The following is a 22,000-nucleotide window of genomic DNA, read 5'->3' as shown; positions in this document are numbered from 1 at the left end:
GCCTTGGCCGTCAGAATCACCATCGAGCGTGACCCCATTGGCAAAGCCCTTACCGTCCGAAACACCTTCCTCGCCGGTGCAGTGAAGAACCTCAGACTCCTTCACCCGTGCCGGATCAAACGAACCCGACACCACAACCGTGAAAGTCTTCGACTCACCAGGAGCAAGCTCAACACCATTAGTCACCGTGAACGAGCCGTCCGTCAGCGTGGTGTCCTTACCGTCAACCTTCGCTCCCGAGACAGTGAAACCAGCAGGAACCGACGGCGTATCCGTCACAGCCTTCGAGGTGCCCTTCACCTCGCCAGTGTTCGACACCGTTACCTTGTAGGTCGAGGACCACTTGCCGTTCGCGGCAGACGCCTCTCCCGAGGCCTCCTTCTTCACCGCAAACTTCGGGGCCTTCTTCACAGGATTACACGCTGCGTTGTTCGAAGTGCCGTCGGTGTCGCCATCCATCGTGACCGTATTGACAAGACCACCCGTAACGGAACCGCCGCCAGCAGTCTCACACTTCGCCACCGACGCCCAATCAACGTCAGCCGCTTTATAGTCACCGGAGATCTCAACCTTGAAGGTCTTCGACCCACCCGGCGCAAGCTCCACACCATCAGTCACAGGGAACGAACCAGACTTAGCATCAACCGTCGCCCCATCAACCTTGGCCCCCGAGAGTGTGAACCCCTTCGGAAGCGAAGGCGTATCCGCCACTGAAGCAGACTTCCCCTCAAACGGCCCCGTGTTCTTCACTGTCACCGTGTAGGTGGAGGACCACTTACCATCCTCAGCAGACGCCTTCCCAGACTTCTTCTCTACCGCAAACTGAGGTTGAGCGACACGAGCAGCACCAACCTTCGGCGCCTCAACAGGAGGCAAGGACTGACCGCTAGCGAAGCTCGCCTTCGCCGCCACCGAATTCCACAACACATCCGTCGGTTTCATTACTGGAACGGAGATCGTGTACTCGAGCGCCAGAGTTTGCTTCGGCTTTAGCTCACCGTCATACACAAACTTCAGGGCTGTCACATTCTTCGGAGCAGTTTCCGACCAGTCATTCACGCAACCGCTATTGGCGGCGTTCGGGAATACTTCCGGACGGCAAGGGTTCGTTGAGGCCGAGTAGTAGACCTTCACTCCCTGAGGGACCTTCGTCATTGCAGTGAACGAGCCGGACTGCGTCGACCCACGGCTCTGATCCGCAAGTTTCTCGCTCACGCCCGTATCCCCCTTATGCGGGAGCACGTCGTAAAACACGAGTCCGTTCGTTGCGTCGCTCGAAGAGTTCGTAGCCTCGATGCGATACGTGACCGGACCGCCCTTGGCAGGAACGACCGCCTTCTTTGGGGTATAGGCGAAAGAGGCGTCTTCTGGACCTTTCACCGCCTTCGCAAGTGAGAGCGCTCGGTAGCCAGCAGGGGCGTCGATCGACCAGGAAGAGGCGCCGTGGCAGGCTTTAGCGGTGGCGCTATCCCCATCCAGATTGAGGACGTCCTCGGGCGTGTCTAACGGGCACCGGAAATTTGGCTCCGCTGCATCCGTCAGGTACACATCGTTGGTATACGAGCCGGCATAGCGGGGCTGCGCGGCGAATCGGAAACGCCCGACCACATCGACATTGCCGGACGGATCGGGATCGGCCCACGTATGAGGGATCCTCCATTGCACGAGCGTGCGGCCGTCCTGATAGTTCTCCACAACCTTGGTCTCGACTTTCCGCTTCGAGGCGCCGCTTACTCCTCGAGTGAATTCAGCCTCGTCATAGGTGTAGACCGCATCCGTAATGCCACTTTTTCTATGAATTTTGGAAGGGTCGGTCACGATTTCCATACCGCGCGGAAGGAGGTCGCTGACGACAATATCTCCAGACGACTGCGTCTTGCCACGGAAAGAGAAATCGACCTGCCAACGGATGCCGGCCTTCGAAACCTCATTGTTTGGCTCAAGCGGGACGAACTGGTTTCCAATGGAAGACCAGGTCTTCTCCACGTGATGAAGGCTCCCCAGAAGGTGCAAATCTGCAATAGGAGAACGTCCGTCGATAAACGGTTTAGTTTGCTTGTTGGCAGTGACCGTCACTCGCGCTTTCTGATTGCGCAGGATCGCGTCGCCGCCGAGTTTCTCGTCGGCGAAGCCGCCGATCGTCATCTTCCAGGTTTTTGCCCCGTCGAGTGGACGCTCCGGTGCAGCAACGATCCTCGCTACCTTGCCACGTGCGCTCTTAGGAACCGAATACACCACAGAGCCAATCCGCTTCGGCTTGTCCTTTTCGGCAACTTCAACATCCCCCAGTTTCGTAAGGGGGACTCGACTCCCATCCGTCAGAACGGCGACGGGTACGAAGTCTCCAACGCTAAGGCTGCCGGGGGCGTCAGTACTGATCTCCACCGCCGTAACGTGAAACGCAGGGCGCTGGCAAAGCTTGCCATCGGTCCGAGACGTGTACAAGAAGCCATCTTGCACGGTCGCCGGATCCATACACGGCACATCGTCTTCGTAGCTTAGGGTCAACGGAAGCAGTGAACTTCCGTCCTTCACTGGAGTGCTTCCCTCATAGACAGCCACGTCGACCGTATAGCCGCCCGCGACCAACGAGGAACGATCACCATTGAGACGGTCATCAGCAGCGTAGGCATCTTGCGGCGTCCGCCACAAAGCTTTGCCATCCCAGTTTTTGTCGTTTGCGTCTTGGTACCGAAGGGGAAAAATTCCCTTTCGGGTCGCGTCGCCTACCTTCACGGGAACCCCGACGGCGGTCTTACTAATGACTCCACGGCTATCCGGGCGTCCCGCTAGAGATACGGACGCTTTAGCATCCGCTGTGAGATCGGCAGCACCGTTATAGTGCGCCGTTGCCGTTACCGCATTTTCGGACTTACCTACGCACGGTTCAGGCTTCCCCTGACAGGCTGCAGAGGTGACTTTGGTGTGCACCTCAAATTTGTATACGTCATTCGCTTTGTTAGGTTCAGGAACTTGAATTCCCTCAACCGACCATTGCAGCTTTCGGCTATTTTTATCGTAGGTGAATTCGACCTTCTGGCCTGCATACCGAATCTCAGTCGGCTCAAACCCAGTCGGGAGCACATCAGAAAACTCCACCTTCAACGGGCGGTGAACACCCAACCCTTTGTATTTCTGGCCATCGTTAATATCTGCCGCGACTTGCCATACGACGGTATCGCCAATCCACGTTGACTCCTGAAGCGCCTTCTTATCGACTTCAAGTTTTCGGTTAGCTACCGCATTAGTGTGAATGGTTTCGCTCTTCAGCGGGTTTTTGAGCTGATCCGAAGTCAGGGCAGCCGTCAAGTCCCACGAGGTATTGTTCGGCGTCACATAGTTCGGCGGAGTGACGGAAACCTCGAATGAAAACGTCGCCCCCTGTTTACCGATCGTCTTGACAATCGCAGTACGGCCCGCGCTATTAACGGAACTGAGCTGCTCACTGCTACCGATTTCGAAGTTCCAGTCTTTCGGAACGCCGTCAAACTTCAATACGCCGCCCGTAAGGCAGTCGTCTTCGCTCTCCTGACCATTCAAGTATTCACATTTGACGGTCACCTGGTATTTGTTTTTGAAGCCTGTAGGCTGATTGTCGTCGGTGAGCCGGTTGAGTGTGATCTCGATGTTCGGCGTCGCGGGCTCGGCGAGGGCGACCAAGCCGCCCCCGAGCAACGATTGCATGACCAAGACGCATGCGAGCGCCATCGCGAGAAGCAGTCGCACGGCGGCATGACGATAGACCTGAGGGGATTTCATCGTGGACCTTCTTCACAGAGAAAGAGACAGTGGCACGAGCAAATAGTACACCACTATCACGGGCTCGATGACTCACATGAAGCAGTCGTGGGCGGCCTCGGCAGACGACCACGCACCACATCCGCGTAAAGAGCAACTACCCTGGACCTTTGGCTCCCCCTCGAACTCAAATCCCTGCAGGGGCTTAGGTGCTGAACATAGTCACCAAGCTCACGAAATTTCATGACCGCGAGCATCCGGGAGTCGGCATTGGGCCCCGCGACAGGGATCGATCAGGACCAGGTGACTCCCACCGCATCAAGCTCGCGATTGAGCACGAAGAGCGTGAGGTTTTCCGAGTAGCCTCGGCGCGCGAGTGCGCCGCCAATGCGTCGAAGAGCCGCCCCTCGATCAAGGTATTCAGCCCCGCCGCTCTTACGAAGCTCTTTCGCAAGCCGTTCTCTCGCGAGGATCTGGCAGCGCTCCTTTTCGCTGTCGTACGGAGCGGTCTCCGCGAGAACGGTGTCGATATCGGGCGCACCGACGCCTTTATCTTCGAGTTCTCGACGCAAAGCGGCTGTGCCGAGGAGTTTGCTCTCGCGCCGCTGCTCTACCCAGGCGCGCGCAAAGCCTTCGTCATCGATGAGTCCAGCGGTATCGAGACGCCGCATGACCTCTTCAAGAACATCAACTTCATGCACGCGCTGCGCGAGCCTCGCGCGAATCTCCGCCTCACTGCGCTGACGGTGGGCGAGCAGGCCGAGCACATACCGGCATTCCTTGACGACGACCTTTTCCGTTTCGTGATCGCGGAATACTCCACCTCGACACGGGTTGCTGCCCTCCCCAGGTGCGGCTTCCCCCGCTTCGATGGCGGCGATGTGCTCGGCGAGCTCTTCAACGACGCCCGCTCGCCAATCCTCTTGCCCAGCCCGAGCTTGGGGACCAGGCTCAGATTTGCGCGGGGACGTCATCGTCTACGAATTCGCCGTCCCCCACAGGAGCATCGGCAGCGGCCTTCTTAGCGGACTCATCTGCGTACTGGCCAATGCCGAGTTTCATAAGGATCTTCTGTTCGATATCTGCGGCGAGATCCGGATTGTCCTTGAGGAACTGGCGCGCATTTTCCTTGCCCTGGCCGAGCTGATCGCCATCGTACGTGTACCACGCACCGGACTTGCGCACGATGCCGTTTTCGACGCCGAGATCGATGAGGCCACCTTCGCGAGAAATGCCCTCGCCGTAGAGGATGTCGAATTCGGCCTGCTTGAAGGGCGGAGCCATCTTGTTCTTCACGATCTTGACGCGAGTGCGGTTGCCAACCGCATCGGTGCCCTGTTTGAGGGTCTCGATGCGGCGAATGTCCATGCGCACCGAAGCATAGAACTTGAGTGCTTTGCCACCCGTGGTGGTTTCGGGGCTGCCGAAGAACACGCCGATCTTCTCGCGCAGCTGGTTAATGAAAATAGCGGTGGTGCCGCTCGAATAGAGCGCACCGGTAAGCTTGCGAAGCGCCTGCGACATGAGGCGCGCCTGGAGGCCCACGTGAGAGTCGCCCATCTCGCCTTCGATTTCGGCCTTTGGCGTAAGTGCTGCGACGGAGTCGACGACGAGAACGTCGATCGCGCCCGAGCGCACGAGCATGTCGGCAATTTCGAGAGCCTGCTCGCCGGTGTCGGGCTGCGACACGAGAAGTGCATCGATATCGACGCCGAGCTTCTTCGCGTATTCCGGATCGAGGGCGTGCTCCGCATCGATGAAGGCAGCAATGCCGCCCGCCCGCTGCGCGTTTGCAATCGCGTGGAGCGCAACCGTGGTTTTACCGCTGGACTCCGGACCGTAGATCTCGACGACACGACCGCGGGGAAGACCACCGATACCGAGCGCGACGTCAAGTGCGACCGACCCCGTGGGAACGACTTCGACGGGCGGGCGGGTGTCGTCGCCAAGGCGCATAATCGAGCCTTTGCCGAACTGACGGTCAATCTGTGCGAGCGCGTTTTCGAGCGACTTATCGCGGTCCTTGGCGGCAGCTGCCATGGCGGTTCCTTTCGTTTGTCACCCCGCTACGAGGTGGCCTCTCGCTTGACCCTTCCAACGGTAAACGGGGGTGAGACATTTAAACTCGACCCCGGCACAGGTGTGGATGCACACGCACCGTGGAGGTCGAACAACACCATCGTAAACGAACACCTGTTCGATTTGCACGTTAATGCGCACGCGTGTTCGATTCGCGTCACGCCTTTCGCCGCCACACGCTCACGCGCGCGGACGCGCCTCGGGCGGGACCTCCCAGCGCATGTGCGCGGGCACATCCATGTCATCACACAGCGCGTGCCACACTTCTTTGACGGGGTAGCCCGCCTCAATCGCCCCGTTCGGGGTTAGGTTCCCGCACGTCACAAGCGCGAATTCATGACAGTACGTATGCGCGAGTTCGGCACCAAAAACATAGGCGGCGAGCTCGCGAAACTCGCTTCGCCTCACGTGGGCTACCGCGCCAGTGCGTATTCGGCGCCCTGGACGCCCCGCTCGAGTTCGGCAGGAACGGTGTCGGGAATAACGATGCCCTCTTCGAGTGCCACGCGATCTGCAACTTCGCGGAGAATCACCGACATGGGGTAACCGAGAGCTTCGGTCACGGAGGCGAGCAGTTCACTCGAGGCTTCCTTTTGGCCGCGCTCGATTTCGCTCAAGTAGCCGAGCGAGACTCGCGCATCGGCCGATACCTGACGCAGAGTCTTGCCCTGGCGGCGGCGCGCCTCGCGCAAAACGCCGCCGAGTTCCTGGCGGAAGAGCACCATGCGAGATTCTCCCTTCCTTGTCAGTGTTCCGCGCCGCGGTACCGCCGACTCGCGGCCTAGCACGGACGCCGGGCGCGGCCCCGAGGCCGTCACCCATTTTCGTTGCCCGGGAGCGCTAGCTCCCGCATTCTTGTACGTGTTCACGTCTGTTCAACGCACGAGGGTTCCTCGTTGTTCCGCCATCCTACGGCCTCACACGCGCTCGCTTTTCAGGTTTCCCACACCGGCCCACCGCAGCCGTTACGCATTTACGCTGGTCAGAGCCTCAATACCGAGGGCGATCGCGTCGTCGACAACCCTCGCACGGATCACAGGGCGCGAACCCGTGAGGCGTACTTCACGCACGAGATCACGATTCGGCGTGCTCACGGCGATGTAGGCAAGCCCTTCCGGGTTGCCGTAATCGTCATTCCCGGGCCCGGCCACTCCGGTCGTCGCAAGGGCAACATCTGCCCCGTACACGCGGCGCGCGGCCCGAGCCATGCTGCTCGCCACCTCGGCGCGCACGGCTCCCCTCGCCTGCAGGTCCGCAAGGTCTAGCCCCAAAATAGACGCCTTCGCTTCGAAACTGTACGTGCACACACCACCCTGGACGACTCTGCTAGCGCCCGGAACGTCCACGAGGCGCGCGACGAGCATCCCGCCCGTGAGCGACTCAGCCGTCGCGAGGCTCATACCCCTCTCTTCGCACGTGGCAAGGAGGGCGCGGGCCGACGCCAGCTGCTCACGCGGCGCGTCCATCCTCGTTATGCCGCTTTCTGCGCGAGTGCCTCGCGGCGCAGGCGCAGCCCGTCGTTGACATTGCGAAGACCCGACCAGAGCGTGAGCACAAGAGCGATGGCGATGAGCGTGATGCCGATCCACCACGCGGGAGGCCACATCAGCTCGAAGGGCATGAGGCAGAAGGTGATCCCGATCGACTGCATCATCGTCTTCGCCTTGCCGCTGAAGTTTGCGGGAAGCGCGCCATATTTCAAGATCGTGAAGCGCATGACCGTAATACCAATCTCGCGCACGAGAATGAGCACTGTGATCCACCACGGCACGTACTGCCACACCGAAAGCATGATAAGCGCGGCGCCCGTCATCGCCTTGTCGGCAATCGGGTCCATAATCTTGCCAAAATCGGTAATGAGGTTCCGAGAGCGCGCGAGGTAGCCGTCGACGAAATCCGTGACCATTGCGAGCACGAAGATGCCGGCAATGACCCACCTCATGGCGATGTCCTCGTGGTAGAGCGCGGCTACGACCACGAAGAGAGGCACCATGACCATGCGCGTCATGGTGAGGATGTTCGCGATATTCCACAGCGGAACGCGCGGGGTATCGGAAGCGCTCATGGGTGTTTCCCTTCTCCTTTGCGGCATCTTTCGCGCGTTAGCGGCCCGTGAGCTGCCAGGCGTCTTCACCGTCGGCATCGTCGTTGTCGAAATACTCGGGGCTCACCTCACGCGAGGAGTGGTCCAACGGATCATCCGAGTAGCGATCGTGGGCCGAGGAGGCGTCGGACTCCCCCGCTCCGGAACCGGAACCCGCGTGGGAAGCGTCCTGCGCGTCCTCATACAGGTCCGTGTCCTCTCCCTTAATGCGTGCGATCGCGCGCGGGAGATCCTCGGGTCGCACGAGCACATCGCGAGCTTTCGAACCCTCGCTCGGACCCACAATCTCACGTGACTCGAGAAGGTCCATGAGGCGCCCCGCCTTGGCGAAGCCCACACGGAGCTTGCGCTGAAGCATCGAGGTGGAGCCGAACTGCGTGGTGACGACGAGTTCGGCCGCCTGAAGCAGCACGTCGAGATCGCCGCCGATGTCATCGTCGATCTGCTTCTTCTTGGCGACCTGCTGCACGTCCTCGCGGTACTGCGGCTTCGCCTGCCCCTTCACGTAGTCGACGACTGCGTGAATCTCGGACTCGTTAACCCACGAGCCCTGCACACGCATAGCCTTCGCCTTGCCCATGGGGTGAAAGAGCGCATCGCCCTGGCCGATGAGCTTCTCCGCGCCGGGAGTATCGAGGATGACGCGCGAATCCTGGAGGGAGCTCGTCGCGAACGCGAGGCGGGAGGGAACATTCGCTTTGATGATGCCCGTGACGACGTCGACGGAGGGGCGCTGGGTTGCGAGCACGAGATGAATGCCGGCAGCGCGCGCAAGCTGGGTAATGCGCTGGATCGACGCCTCGACGTCTCGCGGGGCGACCATCATGAGGTCGGCAAGCTCGTCAACGACCACGAGGAGGTAGGGGTAGGGCGCGAGCACACGCTCACTTCCCGGCGGGGGGCTCACCTGGCCCGCGCGCACGGCCTTATTGAAGTCGTCGATGTGCTTGAAGCCGTACTCGGCGAGATCGTCGTAGCGGTGGTCCATCTCCTTCACGACCCACTCGAGCGCCTCCGCGGCCTTCTTGGGGTTCGTGATGATGGGGGTGATGAGATGCGGGATCCCCTCGTAGATCGTCAGCTCAACGCGCTTCGGATCAACGAGCACCATGCGCACTTCCTCTGGCGTTGCACGCATGAGGATTGAGGTGATCATCGAGTTCACAAAGCTCGACTTACCGGCGCCGGTCGCGCCCGCAACAAGCAAGTGGGGCATCTTCGCGAGATTCGCAATCACGAATCCGCCTTCGACATCCTTACCGAGCCCCATCACCATGGGGTGTTCGTTGGCGGTCGCGACACCGCTGCGAAGAACGTCACCGAGCGCAACAGTTTCGCGGTCCGCGTTCGGAATCTCGATACCGATCGCCTTCTTGCCGGGGATCGGCGAAATAATGCGCACGTCGGCGCTCGCGACCGCGTACGCGATGTTGTTGGACAGCGCCGTGACCTTCTCGACCTTCGTTCCGGGGCCGAGCTCGACCTCGTAGCGCGTCACGGTCGGGCCGCGGGAAAAGCCCACGACCTCGGCGTTCACACCAAACTGCTCGAACACTTCGCCGAGTGCCGCGACAACGCGATCGTTCGCTTCGGAGCGAGCCTTCGCGGGCGGGCCGGCCACGAGCATGTCCGGGCTCGGGAGCGGGTAGGCGGTCTCAACCTGAAGTTCGGGCTGCACGTGCGGCCCCTTGACGCCCTCGCCCTTGGGCGGGGTCAGCTCGCGGGTCTGCTCCGCAGCGCTCACGTTCGGCACCGGCACGGTGGGGGCGTTTTCCAGGTCCGACGTTTGGCTGGCAGCCGTCGGAAACTCCTTCTTCCTGCTGTTTTCCGCCTCGAGGTAGTCGTACGGGTCAGAGCTTTTCGCGCCGGGTGCGGCTGCACCGGCGGCATCTGTCTTTTTCGCGAGCGGTTTCTTCTGCGAGCGCGGAAGCGTCGTCGTCTCGGCCTGCTCACTCTCGGCGCCCTGGCGATACGCGCCATCGCCTTCGTAGCCGAAGGCTTCGTGATCGACGCCGGCCTCGAGATTCTCGGTGTCGCTTGACGACCGGCGATTCTTGCGGCGGAACAGATCACTCATGCGCCGAGTCTTCGTTGGGCTGACCTCAGCATTGCCCTCGGCAGCGTGGAGAGCCTGCTGGCGTCGGCCCAAGCCGAAGGCCTCGCGCTCCGCTTCTTCACGCTCTCCCCTGCCCACGAGAGCCCCGTAGACCCCCGCGAGGCGCGGCCCCACTTGGCCGAGCGGCGTAGCGGTGAGCACGAGAACGGAGAACAGGGCGAGGACGACTCCGAGAGTGACGATCACCCAGTCAGGCAGGACATTCGCGAGGGGCGCCGCGACGAGATAACCGCACACGCCGCCACCGCGCGCGAGGGCGTCAACACCATTGGACGGCGTGGGAATGCGCGCGCTCACGGATGCAACCGTACAGAGTGCGCACACAAGCATGAGTAGTCCCGCGAAAAGGCGTCCGTTCGCGTGAACAAGATCGGGCCTGCGGAACATCCGAAGCGACCACACCCCTAGAAGGAGGGGAAGCAGCACGGCGATCACGCCAAACGAGCTCGCAGCGACCGTATGAATCGCGCCAAAGCCCCATTCGCGTACCTGGAACCATTCGGGAACGATGAGGACGAGCGCGAGAATGCTCAAGAAAAGAGCGAAGCCATCGCGCCGCTCTTCGTAGGCGACCTCCCAGCGCTGAATGCCGATGCCGCGAACGAAGCCGCCAACCGCGCGGGCAACGCCGAGGTACCCGACGCGCAAAGCGCGCACCGGGAGGGGAAGCGTCGAGGGATCCGTGGGCGCACCTTTCGTGCGCGACGAGCCCGAGGACGAGCCTCGGGAGGTTCCTTTCGACGCACGTGCGGGGGAAGTCGTACGTGTCGCCATACTCCACAATCTACCCGTCGAAGGGTACGAACGTCACGAGGCCAGCCCCGGCGTGTGAATCACACAGGGAGCTGACCTCGCAGTGGCAACTGCAAAAATCTGCGTCGCTAAGCCTCGACGACAACCGGGATGATCATCGGGCGGCGGCGAAGGCGTTGAGAGAGGAAACGCCCCACCACGCGGCGCATCGCTTGCTGAAGCTGATACGTGTCGTGCCCCTTCTCGTCCTCGATCGCCTTGTGCAGTGCCTTGATGACGTCAGGCTTGATGCGCTCAAACACCTCGTCGTCCTCGGCGATGCCCCGCGAGTGGATCTCTGGCCCGGCAATGAGTTCGCCGGTTTCACTATTGACCACGGCGAACAGGGAAATGAAGCCCTCTTCCGCGAGGATACGGCGGTCCTTGAGATCGGCCTCGCTCACCTCGCCCACACTCGAACCGTCCACATACACGTAGCCAACCTCGACCTCGCCGACGACGCGTGCGACGCCGTCTTTGAGGTCGACGACCGTGCCGTCCTTCGCGAGCACGATGTTCTCGCGAGGGATACCTGAGGACTGCGCGATCTTCCCGTTCGCGATGAGGTGGCGCACCTCGCCGTGCACGGGCATCACGTTCTTCGGGCGCAGAATGTTGTAGCAGTACAGCAACTCACCCTCGCTCGCGTGCCCCGAAACGTGCACGCGCGCGTTCGCCTGGTGCACGACCTCGGCCCCGAGTTCCATGAGGCCATTCATCACGCGAAACACGTCGTTCTCATTGCCCGGGATGAGCGAGGACGCAAGAATCACGATGTCCCCCTCGCCGACTTCGACGCGGTGGTTGCGGTTCGCGATACGCCCGAGCGCGGCCATCGGCTCGCCCTGGCTGCCCGTGCACATGTACACGATCTTGTGATCGGGAATATCGTCGGCCTTCTTGAGGTCCACGAGCGTGTTCGGGGGAACATTGAGGTAGCCCATATCGGCAGCGATGGTCATGTTGCGCACCATCGAGCGCCCCACGAACGCCACCTTGCGGCCGTGCGCGTGCGCCGAGTCGAGCACCTGCTGAACGCGGTGGACGTGGCTCGAAAAGCTCGCGACGACGATCTTTTGCTGTGCACGCGCAAAGAGTCTGTCGAGCACGGGGCCGATCTCGCGCTCCTTGACGGTGAAGCCGGGAACCTCGGCGTTTGTCGAGTCGACGAGGAAGAGATCCACGCCCTCTTCACCAAGGCGCGCGAAGGCACGAAGGTCCGTCAGGCGACCATCGAGCGGGAGCTGGTCCATTTTGAAGTCGCCCGTGTGCAAAACCGTGCCAGCCTCGGTACGGATCGCGACCGCGAGCGCATCGGGAATCGAGTGATTCACGGCGACGAATTCGCACTCGAACGCGCCGAATTTCTCGACGTCGCCTTCCTTCACGGCGAGCGTGTACGGCTTGATGCGGTGCTCGCGGAGCTTCGCCTCGACAAAGGCGAGGGTCAGCTGGCTGCCGACGAGCGGGATGTCCGGCTTGAGGCGCAGAAGGTAGGGAACTGCACCGATGTGGTCCTCGTGGCCGTGCGTGAGCACGATCGCGGCAACGTCGTCAAGGCGATCCTCGATCGAGCGGAAGTCCGGGAGGATAAGGTCGACGCCCGGCTGGGCTTCTTCGGGGAAGAGAACGCCGCAATCAACGATGAGGAGCCGGCCCTCATACTCGAAGACGGTCATGTTTCGGCCGACCTCGCCGAGACCGCCGAGCGGGGTCACACGTAGTGTCTTGTTCTTCAGTTGTGGTGGGGTCCCGAGTGTCGTGGAAAAGGGTGTAGTCACAGTGTCCTAAATTCTTCAGCTGGTGTGCTGCGCGAGGACGCTCTGGTAGGCGTCTACGGCGGCGTGGATGCGCGCCGCGACCTCCGGCTCGACCGTTCCGAGCGGGGCGCGGCAGCCAGCGTGCGGAAGCACGCCGAGGTGTGTAAGGGCTTCTTTGATCGCCATCGTTCCTGGGCCCTGGTTCATGATCGCGTCAACAAAGTCGATGCGCGAAGCGTGGAGCCTTTGCGCGAGCGCGAGGTCGCACTGTTCGAGGGCGTCGAACATGAGGCGGTCGAGCCTGCCGGTGAGGTGGCTCGTGACAGAGACCGTTCCAACTGCACCGATCGAAAGCCACGGCAGGTTGAGAGCGTCTTCACCGGAGTAAATATCGAGGCCCGTGTCACGGATGAGCTTGGAGGCCTCGTGCATGTCGCCCTTGGCTTCCTTGAGGGCAACGATGTTCGGGTGCTGGGACAGTTCGACGGCGCTCTCGTATTCGATAGGGATGCCTGAGCGACCGGGAATGTCGTAGAGCATCGCCGGCAGGTCGACGGCGTTGACGATCTCGAGCGTGTGCGCGATCAGGCCGCGCTGCGTGGGCTTGGAGTAGTACGGGGTTGCGAGCAGGAGGCCGTCGGCATTGCCGCCCTCTTCAATCGCGCGTGCAAGCGCGACCGAGTGACGCGTATCGTTCGTGCCCGCCCCCGCGAGGAGAGTGACATCCGCACCAACTGCCTCGCGTACGGTCGCGAGAATCGCGAGCTTTTCCTCATCGCTCGTGGTGGGTGATTCGCCCGTGGTGCCGTTCGCGACGATGAGATCGTGGCCTTCGTCGACGAGATGGCGCGCGAGGCCGGCGAGAGCCTCGTGATCGGCCTTCTCGAGATCCTCAGTGAAGGGCGTGACGATAGCGACGCCGAGACGTCCAAATACCGGTGCTTCTTGACTCACGGCGCCACCCGGCCGCCCGCGTTGAACGCTTCGTAGGTGAGGGGCATCGCCTCGGCGAAGAACTCTTCGATCTTTTCGGCGACCATCTCGATCTCGCGCTGCGGGAACGACGGGAAGTGCGAGCCTTCACGCTTGGTGCGCAGCGACAGGAAGTTCATCATGCTTCGGGCATTGACGGTCACGTACATCGAACTGAACAGCGTGAGGGGCAGAACGCCGCGTGCGACCTCGCGTGCAACGCCGGCCTCGAGCATCTCGAGGTAAGCGGCATACGCGCTCTCGCACTGCGCCTTGTACGCCTTCGTCACGATGTCGTGCTGCTCGGGGCTGCCCTCGTAAAAGTCATAGGCGCCGGGCTTGCCCTTCTGGACGAGCTTGCGCTCGGGACCGGGCACATAGAAAATCGGGCGCATCTGGCGGTAGCGGCCTGATTCCTCGTTATAGGACGCGATCCGGTGGCGCATGAACTCGCGGAACACGAAAATCGGCGCTTCGACGTAGAACGTGAAGCTGTTGTGCTCGAACGGCGAGCCGTGGCGGTCGCGCATAAGGTAGTTGATGAGGCCCTTGTCGCGATCGGAGGCATCGGTGCCCACGACGCTCTTGGACTTTTCTCCCTGGGTCGAGACCCGCGCGGCAAAGATGACATCGGAATCGGAAGCCTGTGACCTCACAAGGTCGACCGTGACGTCGGATCGGAACACTATTTCGCTCATATGTATCACCCTAGTTGACCAAGCAGTTCAAAAACCGAAAATCGCCGCGTGGCGCTCACCGCGCACGAAGCACGAGCTCCCCTTCGCAGGCTTCGATCGAGACATCCGCGAGCGAAGGAATCACGAGATCAGCAAGGGGGCCGACGGTCTCCGCACTCGCACTGTTGAGAACACTCACGACGAACGCCCCCGCAGCACGAGCTGAGGCGAGGCCACCCGGCGCATCTTCGACGACGATGCACTCCGCCGCATCGACCCCGAGTCTCTGTGCCGCGAGGAGGTAGGGCTCGGGATCCGGCTTACCGTGCGTGACCTGATCGGCGGTCACGAGGGTTGTGGGGAACGGGAGCCCAAGGGGCCGGTAGCGCGCTTCGAAGAGTGGAAGCGTGCAGCTCGTCGCTATCGCCCAGCATTCGCGCGAAAGCGCAGCCTTTGCCTCTTCGAGTTCGCCGAGGAAACGCGCGGTCCCGTCGAATGCCTCGACATCGCCCGCGCTCGCAATTTCGTATCCCTCGACTTTGGTGAAAAGCTCCTCGAGCTTCTCCTCGCTGATGTCGGGCATCGCGAGGCGCAATACTCGCCTGGCCGGTTGACCGTGATAGTGCTTTTCAAAGCGTCCCGCACCCTCGTCACCGAGGAGGGTGTCCCAGCTTGCCTCGACACTTCGAGTTGAGTCGACGAGGGTCCCATCGGAATCGAGAAGGATCGCTTTCGCACGCGCGAGAGATGTTCCCTTCGCGCACCCGTCGAGCGTCGCCGCCATGTCTGCCACGTGTCACTCCTTAGTCGAGGTTGGGGCGCCCATCTAGTGGGCGTCGTCGAATAGGGCGTTCGCGCGTTGAAGCAACCGCGCGAACTCGCCCCTCATGAGAGTAGCGTCTGGCCGAAGCTCGGCATCGACGAGAGGGGCGGAAGCGTCGGCCTGTCGCTCGCCCGAGCTCTCGGCTTCACCGAGCGTGAGGTCGCGCCCGAGCAGTCCCACTGCACGGGCCCACTCAATATCCGCGAAGCGCGGGTGCTCCTTGGAGACGTCGCGAAAGCTCGCGATCTCGGGCGCAACAGCGGAGCCTCCCGCCGCGAAGTGCGCGGCAACTACGCCACGAAGCAGCCGCGCGAGGAACGAACACCCCTCCGCTCGCGTCACGGGCTGCGTCGGCTGAAAGGTCGCGTCGTACTCGCCGAAGAACACCGCCTGGCCGCGCATCCACATGATTTCGCGATAGCTGCGAGCCGTCTTCTCAACGTCTCGATACGGTTCGAGGTCGAGACCGTCACGCTCGGGGGCACCAGCGAGACGGAACAGCATGATCGCGGCGTCCTCACGCGTCACATCGGCGCCCGGGAGGAACGTTCCCTCGCGGGCTGGATCGAACAGATCGTGCTTCACGAGCCACTCGATCGCGTCGGCGTAGCGCTCCGCGGGATCAGCAACGACTTGCGTGCCCGGCTTCGTCGCGGTCGCGGGCCGTAGCTTGAGCGCGGCGATGCCGGCAATCCCCAAGAGCGAGGCCAGCAACGCCCGCCGCGTCGTCACGAGGCCTGCCGCTTCCGAATTCACCGCCCTCATGCCATCCACGCGAGCTCCTTCATTTTCTCGATGAGAACCCACGAGACGAGGAGATTGCCCCAACCGCTCAAATGGATACCGTCGCTACCCCTGAGCGGGGTCGGCACGATCCCCTTCTCGAGTTCGGAACGTGTTTCTGCTCGCGAGTGCAAATCAAGCGACGCGATTGGTTCGGCGCGCAGCGCCTCCTCGCTCGTCAGGAGGGCTTGCACATCCACGAAGCGGTGCCCGTAAGCCTCGCGTTGGGCGGCGTTGACCGCGTGAATGGCCCTAATTTTCTCGGGAGCATCGAGGTCGTTTTTCGTGACCCACTGACCGAGAACGATTGCATCCGTCTTCGGATCACGCGCGGAGGCGACGAGCCTCTCGACGTCGCTCAGTACCTGCTCACGCTGCACGATGTTGTTCTTCCCCGTCCAGATTACGTGCCGCCAGTTCTCGGTGGTGGCTTTCCACGACGATGTGAAGACACCCGATGTCGCAGGGCCGCCGTCGGACTCAAAGAACCACTGGTTTTCCGGCGTTCCCGTGAGCGTGCCGCTCGCCCCGCTCGACAGCTTCCCGTGACACGTGAACGACCACATGCCGGGAACATCCGTGTCCACGCGCACATTCACTCGCCCGCCCGTGTACCCCTCGGGGATATGCACCATGGGCGTGTCGAGTCCACGAAGAATCGTCGTGTGCCCCGAAAACTGTGCGCCGTACGCGAGATTCGTGACCGGCACGGGGTTCATTGCATTCGCAATTTCCTCGTGGACGTATACCGGTCGAGGAGTGTGCTCGGCACCGAGACCGCCTTCCATCGAACTCGAACCCCACAGTGCAAGAGGCCGTTCGGGCGCGAGTGCCGCAAAGGCACGCGCGAGGGCGTGCGAGGGCGGGTTCTCGGACATGTGGCAGAGCCTCCTCGGGTGCGTGCGAGAGGTGAGCGATCAGTTCCGACGCCACTTAGCTTACAGCGAGAGGTAGTTCTCTAGCCCCACCGTGAGACCGGGATGAGAGGCCACCTCGCGCACGCCGTGGAGAACTCCGGGCATGAAGCTCACGCGATCGAATGAGTCGTGACGGATAGTGAGCTGTTCTCCCGGGTTGCCGAAGAGAATTTCCTCGTGCGCCACGAGTCCGCGCAGGCGCACGGCGTGCACGTGAACGCCGTCGATGTCGGCTCCTCGCGCGCCGTGGGGGTCGCGCTCGGTCGCATCCGGGACGGGCCCGAGGTTCGCCTGTGCGCGGCCGTCAGCGATCGCACGGGCCGTGTGCAGCGCGGTTCCGGACGGCGCATCGAGTTTGTCGGGGTGGTGAAGTTCGACCACCTCTGCGCTCTCATAAAACCGTGCGGCGGTGCGCGCGAAGCTCATCGCAAGCACTGCGCCGATCGCGAAGTTCGGGGCAATGAGAACGCCGGTCTCGGGGGTGTCGTCGAGGGCTGCGCGAACGTCGGCGAGCGCCGCATCATCCCAACCGGTCGCCCCCACGACCGCGTGGATACCGTGCTCGATAAGCCACAGCACGTTCGCTTTCGTCACGCTCGGAAGGGTGAAGTCGACGGCCACGTCCACAAGCGGCGCGCCATCGTCGTCGAGAAGCTGCTCGAGGGAGTCCTCGGCCGTGATTCCCCGTACGAAGTCGAGATCGGAGGCCGCCTCGAGAGCGCGGACAACCTCGCTTCCCATACGCCCGGCTGAACCAATAACTCCAACGCGAATGCTCATAACCATCCCCTCGTGTGTGTATTCGCGATCAAGTATGTCAGGCGGTGCCGGTACGGCCGACGTCGACGCGCACTCGCAGCGCCGAAGCAACCTCGGAGGCGATCTCACGCACGCTCTCGCGCGTCACACCGTGGAAGGCTTCGAGAGCTTCATCAACCGTTCGATACGAACCGAGAACGAGCTCAGCCGTTGCGAGCCGCGCCATGCGCGACTGCGTGTCCTCGAGGCTGAGCGCCATCGACCCCGAGATGTGCCCGAGCGTCCGCGCAAGCTCTTCTCGTTCAATCCCGTCTGTCGCGAGCCTCTGCGTCTCCTCGAGCAAAAGCTGCGCGACCTGTTCCGCATTCATGGGACGGCACGCGGCGTACAGCCCCGCAAGACCGGCATCGCGATACGCCGCTGTAAACCCGTACACCGAATAGGCAAGGCCGCGCTTCTCACGCACCTCCTGGAAGAGCCTCGAACTCATCCCACCACCGAGGATCGCCATCGCGACACTCAGAGAATGCCGCCGTTCGTCCCACGCGGGGATCGCCGGTCCGCCGAGGAAAAGGTGGGTCTGTTCGGTCTCGCGCATAAGGCGCTTCGTGACGGCTCCGTGCCGCAGCGCCTCGAGTCCATCTGTGCCATCCTCGCCGCTCGGGTACGCAAAGCCCTGCTGAGCACGGCGAGGGCGCGGCGCTTGCCCGTCACTGAGGCTCCACCCGCCTTTCGCAAGACTGTCGAGAAGCATCGTCGCCACCTCGTCGTGGTCGACGTCTCCGACTGCCGTCACCACGAGGTTGGTACTCAAATAATGGGCGCGGTAGTGCTCCCGCACCGCCTCGACCGTGACGGAGTTGATCGTCGCGGGGGTTCCCCCCACGGGCCGCCCGAGCGCCGTTTCCTCGCCGAGCACCGAAGCGATGAGAGCCTCGTGGCCCACATCAGTCGGGTCATCCTCCGCCATCGCGAGTTCCTCGAGAATGACCTCGCGTTCGGTCGTGAATGCTTCGCTCGTGATCGAGGCGCTTGTGACCATGTCCGCAAGGGTCGCAAGGGCCATGGGCAAGTCGACCGAGCGTACGCGAGCGTAATAGCACGTGTGCTCCTTCGCGGTCACGGCGTTCGACTCGCCTCCCACTTCATCGAAGGCGCGGGCGATGTCGAGGGCGCTTCTCGTGGGTGTGCCTTTAAACAGCAGGTGCTCGAGAAAGTGAGTCGAGCCGGCGTGCTCAGGTCGCTCATCGCGTGAGCCCACGGGGAGCCAAAATCCGACGCTTGCCGAGCGGACACCGGGATCACGTTCGGTAAGGAGCCGCACGCCCCCGGGAAGAATTGAGCGGCGCGTGAAGGCGCCCTCGTGCTCGTGCAAGACCTGATCGAGGCCTGACGTAAAGTCGAGCGCAACTGGCATGTGAAAAAGGTCCTTCTCCTAGTGGTGTGCATTACTCTATAGGCGCGGTCATTCGCAGCCGTACTTTCGTTGTCAGTTTTCTCGAGGAGAAAAATGTCGAACCCCACCCCTAATTTCCAGCCGCAGAATCCGCACATGAACCAGAGCTACCAAGGTCAGCAAAGCTTCGGCCAGCAGTCATCCGGTTCGGGCTCTGAAAGCGTAGAGATCCCCGGGAAGGGTACTCGTACTCTCGCGAGCATCGGTCAGCGTGCTCTTGCCCGTATCATCGATGCTCTCATTGCCGGCTTCGCTGGCGGCATCGCCGCTGTCATCCTCGGTGGCATCATCGGTGCCATCGCGTCGGCGAGTGACGGCTCCGATGCCGGATTCGGGCTGGCCATTATCGTTACCGGGGTCGGAATTCTCTTCATCGCGATCGCCGGTCTCGTCTACGAAACCCTCATGCTCGCACGCTTCGGCGCAACTCTCGGGAAAATGGCCATGAAGATCAAGGTTGTGAGTCTCGAGACAGGTGAGACACCTCGACTCGTCAACGCAGCTCTCCGCTTCGCGCTCCCCGGCCTCATGGCCATCATTCCCATCGTGGGCAGCTTGGCCTCGCTCGCATGCTGGCTCTCGCCCCTGTTCGACGGCTCGGGCCGCCGCCAGGGCTGGCACGACAAAGTCGCCAAGACCGTCGTCATCGCCAATAGCTAGAAAGCTCTCCCCAGCAATAGAGTGGGCGGCCAGGATTTCCTGGCCGCCCACTCTCGTCTTGCTTCGCGTGTGAGCGCGAAAGGCTACTCGGCGCCCTGCTCGGACTCGTCCGTCTTCTCAGCGTCGTCTTCGTCAGCCGCCACCGCGAGCGAGATCTTGCCACGCGAGTCGATCTCGCGAATCTCGACCTCGATCTTCTGGCCGACGCTCACGACGTCTTCGACGCTCTCCACGCGCTTGCCGCCGTTGAGCTTACGCAACTGCGAGACGTGCAGCAGGCCGTCCTTGCCAGGCGTGAGCGAGATGAACGCGCCGAAGTCGACGACACGCACGACCGTGCCGAGGTAGCGTTCGCCGACCTCTGGCACAAGCGGGTTAGCAATCGCGTTGACGGCCGCACGCGCAGCCTCGGCCGAGGGGCCGTCGGTCGCGCCGATGTACACGGTGCCGTCGTCCTCGATCGTGATGTCCGCTCCGGTGTCGTCCTGGATCTGGTTGATCATCTGCCCCTTCGGGCCGATGACCGCGCCGATCTTGTCCACCGGGATGGTGACGGCGAGAACTCGCGGCGCGTTGGGGCTCATCTCATCGGGCTGATCGATGGCCTCTTCGAGAATCGAGAGGATGTGCAGGCGAGCCTCGCGAGCCTGCGAGAGGGCACCCGCGAGAACGGAAGCGGGGATGCCGTCAAGCTTCGTGTCGAGCTGGATAGCCGTCACAAACTCGGAGGTTCCCGCGACCTTGAAGTCCATGTCGCCGAAAGCGTCCTCTGCACCGAGGATGTCGGTGAGGGCCGCGTACTTGGTCTCTCCGTTCACGGTGTCGGAAACGAGGCCCATGGCGATACCGGCAACGGGCGCCTTGAGCGGCACACCGGCGTTCAGGAGCGCGAGAGTCGAGGCGCACACGGAGCCCATCGAGGTCGAACCGTTGGATCCGAGGGCCTCGGATACCTGTCGAATCGCGTACGGGAACTCCTCGCGGCTCGGCAGAACCGGGACGAGTGCGCGCTCGGCGAGCATGCCGTGGCCGATCTCGCGGCGCTTGGGCGAGCCCACGCGGCCCGTCTCACCGGTCGAGTAGGGCGGGAAGTTGTAGTGGTGGATGTAGCGCTTGTGATCCACAGGCGAAAGGCCGTCGATCTGCTGCTCCATCTTGAGCATGTTGAGGGTGGTGACGCCGAGGATCTGGGTCTCGCCGCGCTCGAAGATAGCCGAACCGTGCACTCGCGGGAGCACCTCGACCTCGGCCGAAAGCTGGCGGATGTCGCGAAGGCCGCGGCCGTCAATACGCACGCCCTCCGTAAGGATCTTCTCGCGCACGACCTTCTTCGTGAGCGCACGGAAGGCTCCAGTAATTTCCTTCTCGCGGTCCTCGAGCTTGTCGGCGAGTTCCTCCTTGACCTGCGCGAGCAGGGTCTCGGTGGCCTCTTCGCGTTCTTGCTTGCCCGCGATGCTCATGACCTCACGGAGACGATCGGTCGCCGCGTCGGCGACGAGATCGTACGCATCGTCCTGGTAGTCGAGGAAGAGCGGGAACTCGCGAACGGGCTTGGCGGCCTTCGCGGCGAGCTCCTTCTGCGCCTCGCACAGCGTGCGGATGTAAACCTTGGCAGCTTCGAGGCCCTGGGCGACGACCTCTTCGGTCGGTGCCACCGCTCCCTGCTCCTTGATGAGCGACCAGGCGTGATCGGTCGCCTCGGCCTCAACCATCATGATCGCGACGTCATCTTCAACGATGCGGCCCGCGACAACCATCGAGAACACGGCCTCATCGAGCTGGCTGAAGGTCGGGAAGGCGATCCACTGGCCGCCCTCGGCGTTCGGCATGAGCGCGATGCGTACGCCCCCGATGGGGCCCGAGAACGGCAGGCCCGAGATCTGGGTCGATGCCGAGGCGCCGTTGATGCCCACGACGTCATAGGCATCGTCGGGGTTCACAGCCATAACCGTGAGAACAACCTGGACCTCGTTGCGCAGGCCCTTGACGAAGGCGGGGCGCAGCGGGCGGTCTGTCAGACGGGCTGCGAGGATCGCGTCGGTGCCCGGGCGGCCCTCGCGACGGAAGAAGGAGCCGGGGATGCGGCCCGCGGCGTACATGCGCTCTTCGACGTCAACGGTCAGCGGGAAGAAGTCGAACTGCTCCTTCGGCTGGTTAGAGACAGCGGTTGCGCTGAACACCATCGTGTCGTCGTCGAGGTAGACGGCGACGGCACCCGCGGCCTGCTTTGCGAGGCGGCCGGTTTCAAAGCGCACTTCGCGCTTGCCGTACGAGCCGTTGTCGATCGTGGCGATCGTTGAATGAATGTTGTGGCCTTCCATGGTCACTGTCACTCTCTTTCTGTGGTGAACAAGAGTTTTCTTT

At 62.4% G+C, this 22,000-nt stretch carries 18 protein-coding genes; 1 reads left to right on the top strand and 17 read right to left on the bottom strand.

Features of this window, described 5'->3' with window-relative positions; genetic code table 11:
* From DEHOM01_RS06770 to DEHOM01_RS06695, 16 genes are all read right to left on the bottom strand, one after another.
* A partial coding sequence (locus DEHOM01_RS06770) for a COG1361 family protein (protein ID WP_156468319.1) occupies positions 1 to 3,759 on the bottom strand: 3,759 nt, incomplete at its 3' end.
* 272 nt (positions 3,760 to 4,031) lie between these two features.
* Positions 4,032 to 4,712 carry a regulatory protein RecX gene (locus DEHOM01_RS06765; RefSeq protein WP_082738770.1) on the bottom strand — a complete coding sequence of 227 codons (681 nt, stop codon included), beginning with the start codon at positions 4,710 to 4,712 and terminating at the stop codon, positions 4,032 to 4,034.
* Positions 4,690 to 5,778: a recombinase RecA gene (gene recA / locus DEHOM01_RS06760; RefSeq protein WP_016663013.1), complete on the bottom strand. Its 1,089-nt coding sequence runs from the start codon at positions 5,776 to 5,778 to the stop codon at positions 4,690 to 4,692. Before recA ends, DEHOM01_RS06765 begins: the two co-directional genes overlap by 23 nt.
* A 219-nt stretch (positions 5,779 to 5,997) precedes the next feature.
* Positions 5,998 to 6,225, bottom strand: coding sequence for a DUF3046 domain-containing protein (locus DEHOM01_RS06755; RefSeq protein WP_061212068.1), 228 nt, complete (start codon positions 6,223 to 6,225; stop codon positions 5,998 to 6,000).
* A gap of 5 nt (positions 6,226 to 6,230) precedes the next feature.
* Complete coding sequence (locus DEHOM01_RS06750) at positions 6,231 to 6,542, bottom strand: helix-turn-helix domain-containing protein (protein WP_016663015.1); 312 nt, start codon at positions 6,540 to 6,542, stop codon at positions 6,231 to 6,233.
* Positions 6,543 to 6,782: 240 nt separating this feature from the next.
* Positions 6,783 to 7,283, bottom strand: coding sequence for a CinA family protein (locus DEHOM01_RS06745; RefSeq protein ID WP_061212067.1), 501 nt, complete (start codon positions 7,281 to 7,283; stop codon positions 6,783 to 6,785).
* Positions 7,284 to 7,288: 5 nt separating this feature from the next.
* Positions 7,289 to 7,882 (bottom strand): CDP-diacylglycerol--glycerol-3-phosphate 3-phosphatidyltransferase, encoded by a 594-nt coding sequence (pgsA, locus tag DEHOM01_RS06740; protein ID WP_061212066.1) that lies wholly within the window; start codon positions 7,880 to 7,882, stop codon positions 7,289 to 7,291.
* 37 nt (positions 7,883 to 7,919) lie between these two features.
* Positions 7,920 to 10,811, bottom strand: a complete 2,892-nt coding sequence (locus tag DEHOM01_RS06735) for an FtsK/SpoIIIE family DNA translocase (protein ID WP_061212065.1) — start codon at positions 10,809 to 10,811, stop codon at positions 7,920 to 7,922.
* A 107-nt stretch (positions 10,812 to 10,918) separates the two neighbouring features.
* Positions 10,919 to 12,610, bottom strand: coding sequence for a ribonuclease J (locus tag DEHOM01_RS06730; RefSeq protein WP_061212064.1), 1,692 nt, complete (start codon positions 12,608 to 12,610; stop codon positions 10,919 to 10,921).
* Positions 12,611 to 12,625: 15 nt separating this feature from the next.
* Positions 12,626 to 13,543, bottom strand: a complete 918-nt coding sequence (gene dapA / locus DEHOM01_RS06725; RefSeq protein ID WP_061212063.1) for a 4-hydroxy-tetrahydrodipicolinate synthase — start codon at positions 13,541 to 13,543, stop codon at positions 12,626 to 12,628.
* A complete protein-coding gene (gene thyX, locus DEHOM01_RS06720; protein WP_061212062.1) occupies positions 13,540 to 14,259 on the bottom strand; it encodes an FAD-dependent thymidylate synthase in 720 nt (239 codons plus the stop codon). The genes dapA and thyX overlap by 4 nt, the downstream gene beginning before the upstream one ends.
* A gap of 55 nt (positions 14,260 to 14,314) precedes the next feature.
* A complete protein-coding gene (locus DEHOM01_RS06715; protein ID WP_167346658.1) occupies positions 14,315 to 15,022 on the bottom strand; it encodes an HAD-IA family hydrolase in 708 nt (235 codons plus the stop codon).
* A 42-nt stretch (positions 15,023 to 15,064) separates the two neighbouring features.
* A complete protein-coding gene (locus DEHOM01_RS06710) occupies positions 15,065 to 15,826 on the bottom strand; it encodes an S-layer homology domain-containing protein (protein ID WP_245630675.1) in 762 nt (253 codons plus the stop codon).
* Positions 15,823 to 16,722: an SGNH/GDSL hydrolase family protein gene (locus DEHOM01_RS06705; RefSeq protein WP_061212059.1), complete on the bottom strand. Its 900-nt coding sequence runs from the start codon at positions 16,720 to 16,722 to the stop codon at positions 15,823 to 15,825. Before DEHOM01_RS06705 ends, DEHOM01_RS06710 begins: the two co-directional genes overlap by 4 nt.
* Positions 16,723 to 16,782: 60 nt before the next feature.
* On the bottom strand, positions 16,783 to 17,547 hold the full coding sequence (dapB, locus tag DEHOM01_RS06700; RefSeq protein WP_061212058.1) for a 4-hydroxy-tetrahydrodipicolinate reductase: 765 nt from the start codon (positions 17,545 to 17,547) through the stop codon (positions 16,783 to 16,785).
* A 31-nt stretch (positions 17,548 to 17,578) separates the two neighbouring features.
* On the bottom strand, positions 17,579 to 18,937 hold the full coding sequence (locus tag DEHOM01_RS06695) for a M16 family metallopeptidase (protein WP_061212057.1): 1,359 nt from the start codon (positions 18,935 to 18,937) through the stop codon (positions 17,579 to 17,581).
* A 135-nt stretch (positions 18,938 to 19,072) separates the two neighbouring features.
* On the opposite strand from DEHOM01_RS06695, the gene DEHOM01_RS06690 reads away from it, so the two are divergent.
* On the top strand, positions 19,073 to 19,636 hold the full coding sequence (locus DEHOM01_RS06690) for an RDD family protein (protein WP_167346657.1): 564 nt from the start codon (positions 19,073 to 19,075) through the stop codon (positions 19,634 to 19,636).
* 83 nt (positions 19,637 to 19,719) lie between these two features.
* On the opposite strand, the gene DEHOM01_RS06685 is transcribed toward DEHOM01_RS06690, so the two are convergent.
* The gene (locus DEHOM01_RS06685) at positions 19,720 to 21,957 is read right to left on the bottom strand and encodes a polyribonucleotide nucleotidyltransferase (RefSeq protein ID WP_061212055.1); all 2,238 of its coding nucleotides are present in this window, start codon (positions 21,955 to 21,957) and stop codon (positions 19,720 to 19,722) included.
* Positions 21,958 to 22,000 lie beyond the last annotated feature (43 nt).

Source organism: Dermabacter hominis NBRC 106157 (genome assembly GCF_001570785.1).
GTDB classification, from domain to species: domain Bacteria; phylum Actinomycetota; class Actinomycetes; order Actinomycetales; family Dermabacteraceae; genus Dermabacter; species Dermabacter hominis.
This window is presented reverse-complemented; position numbering and strand designations above follow the sequence as displayed.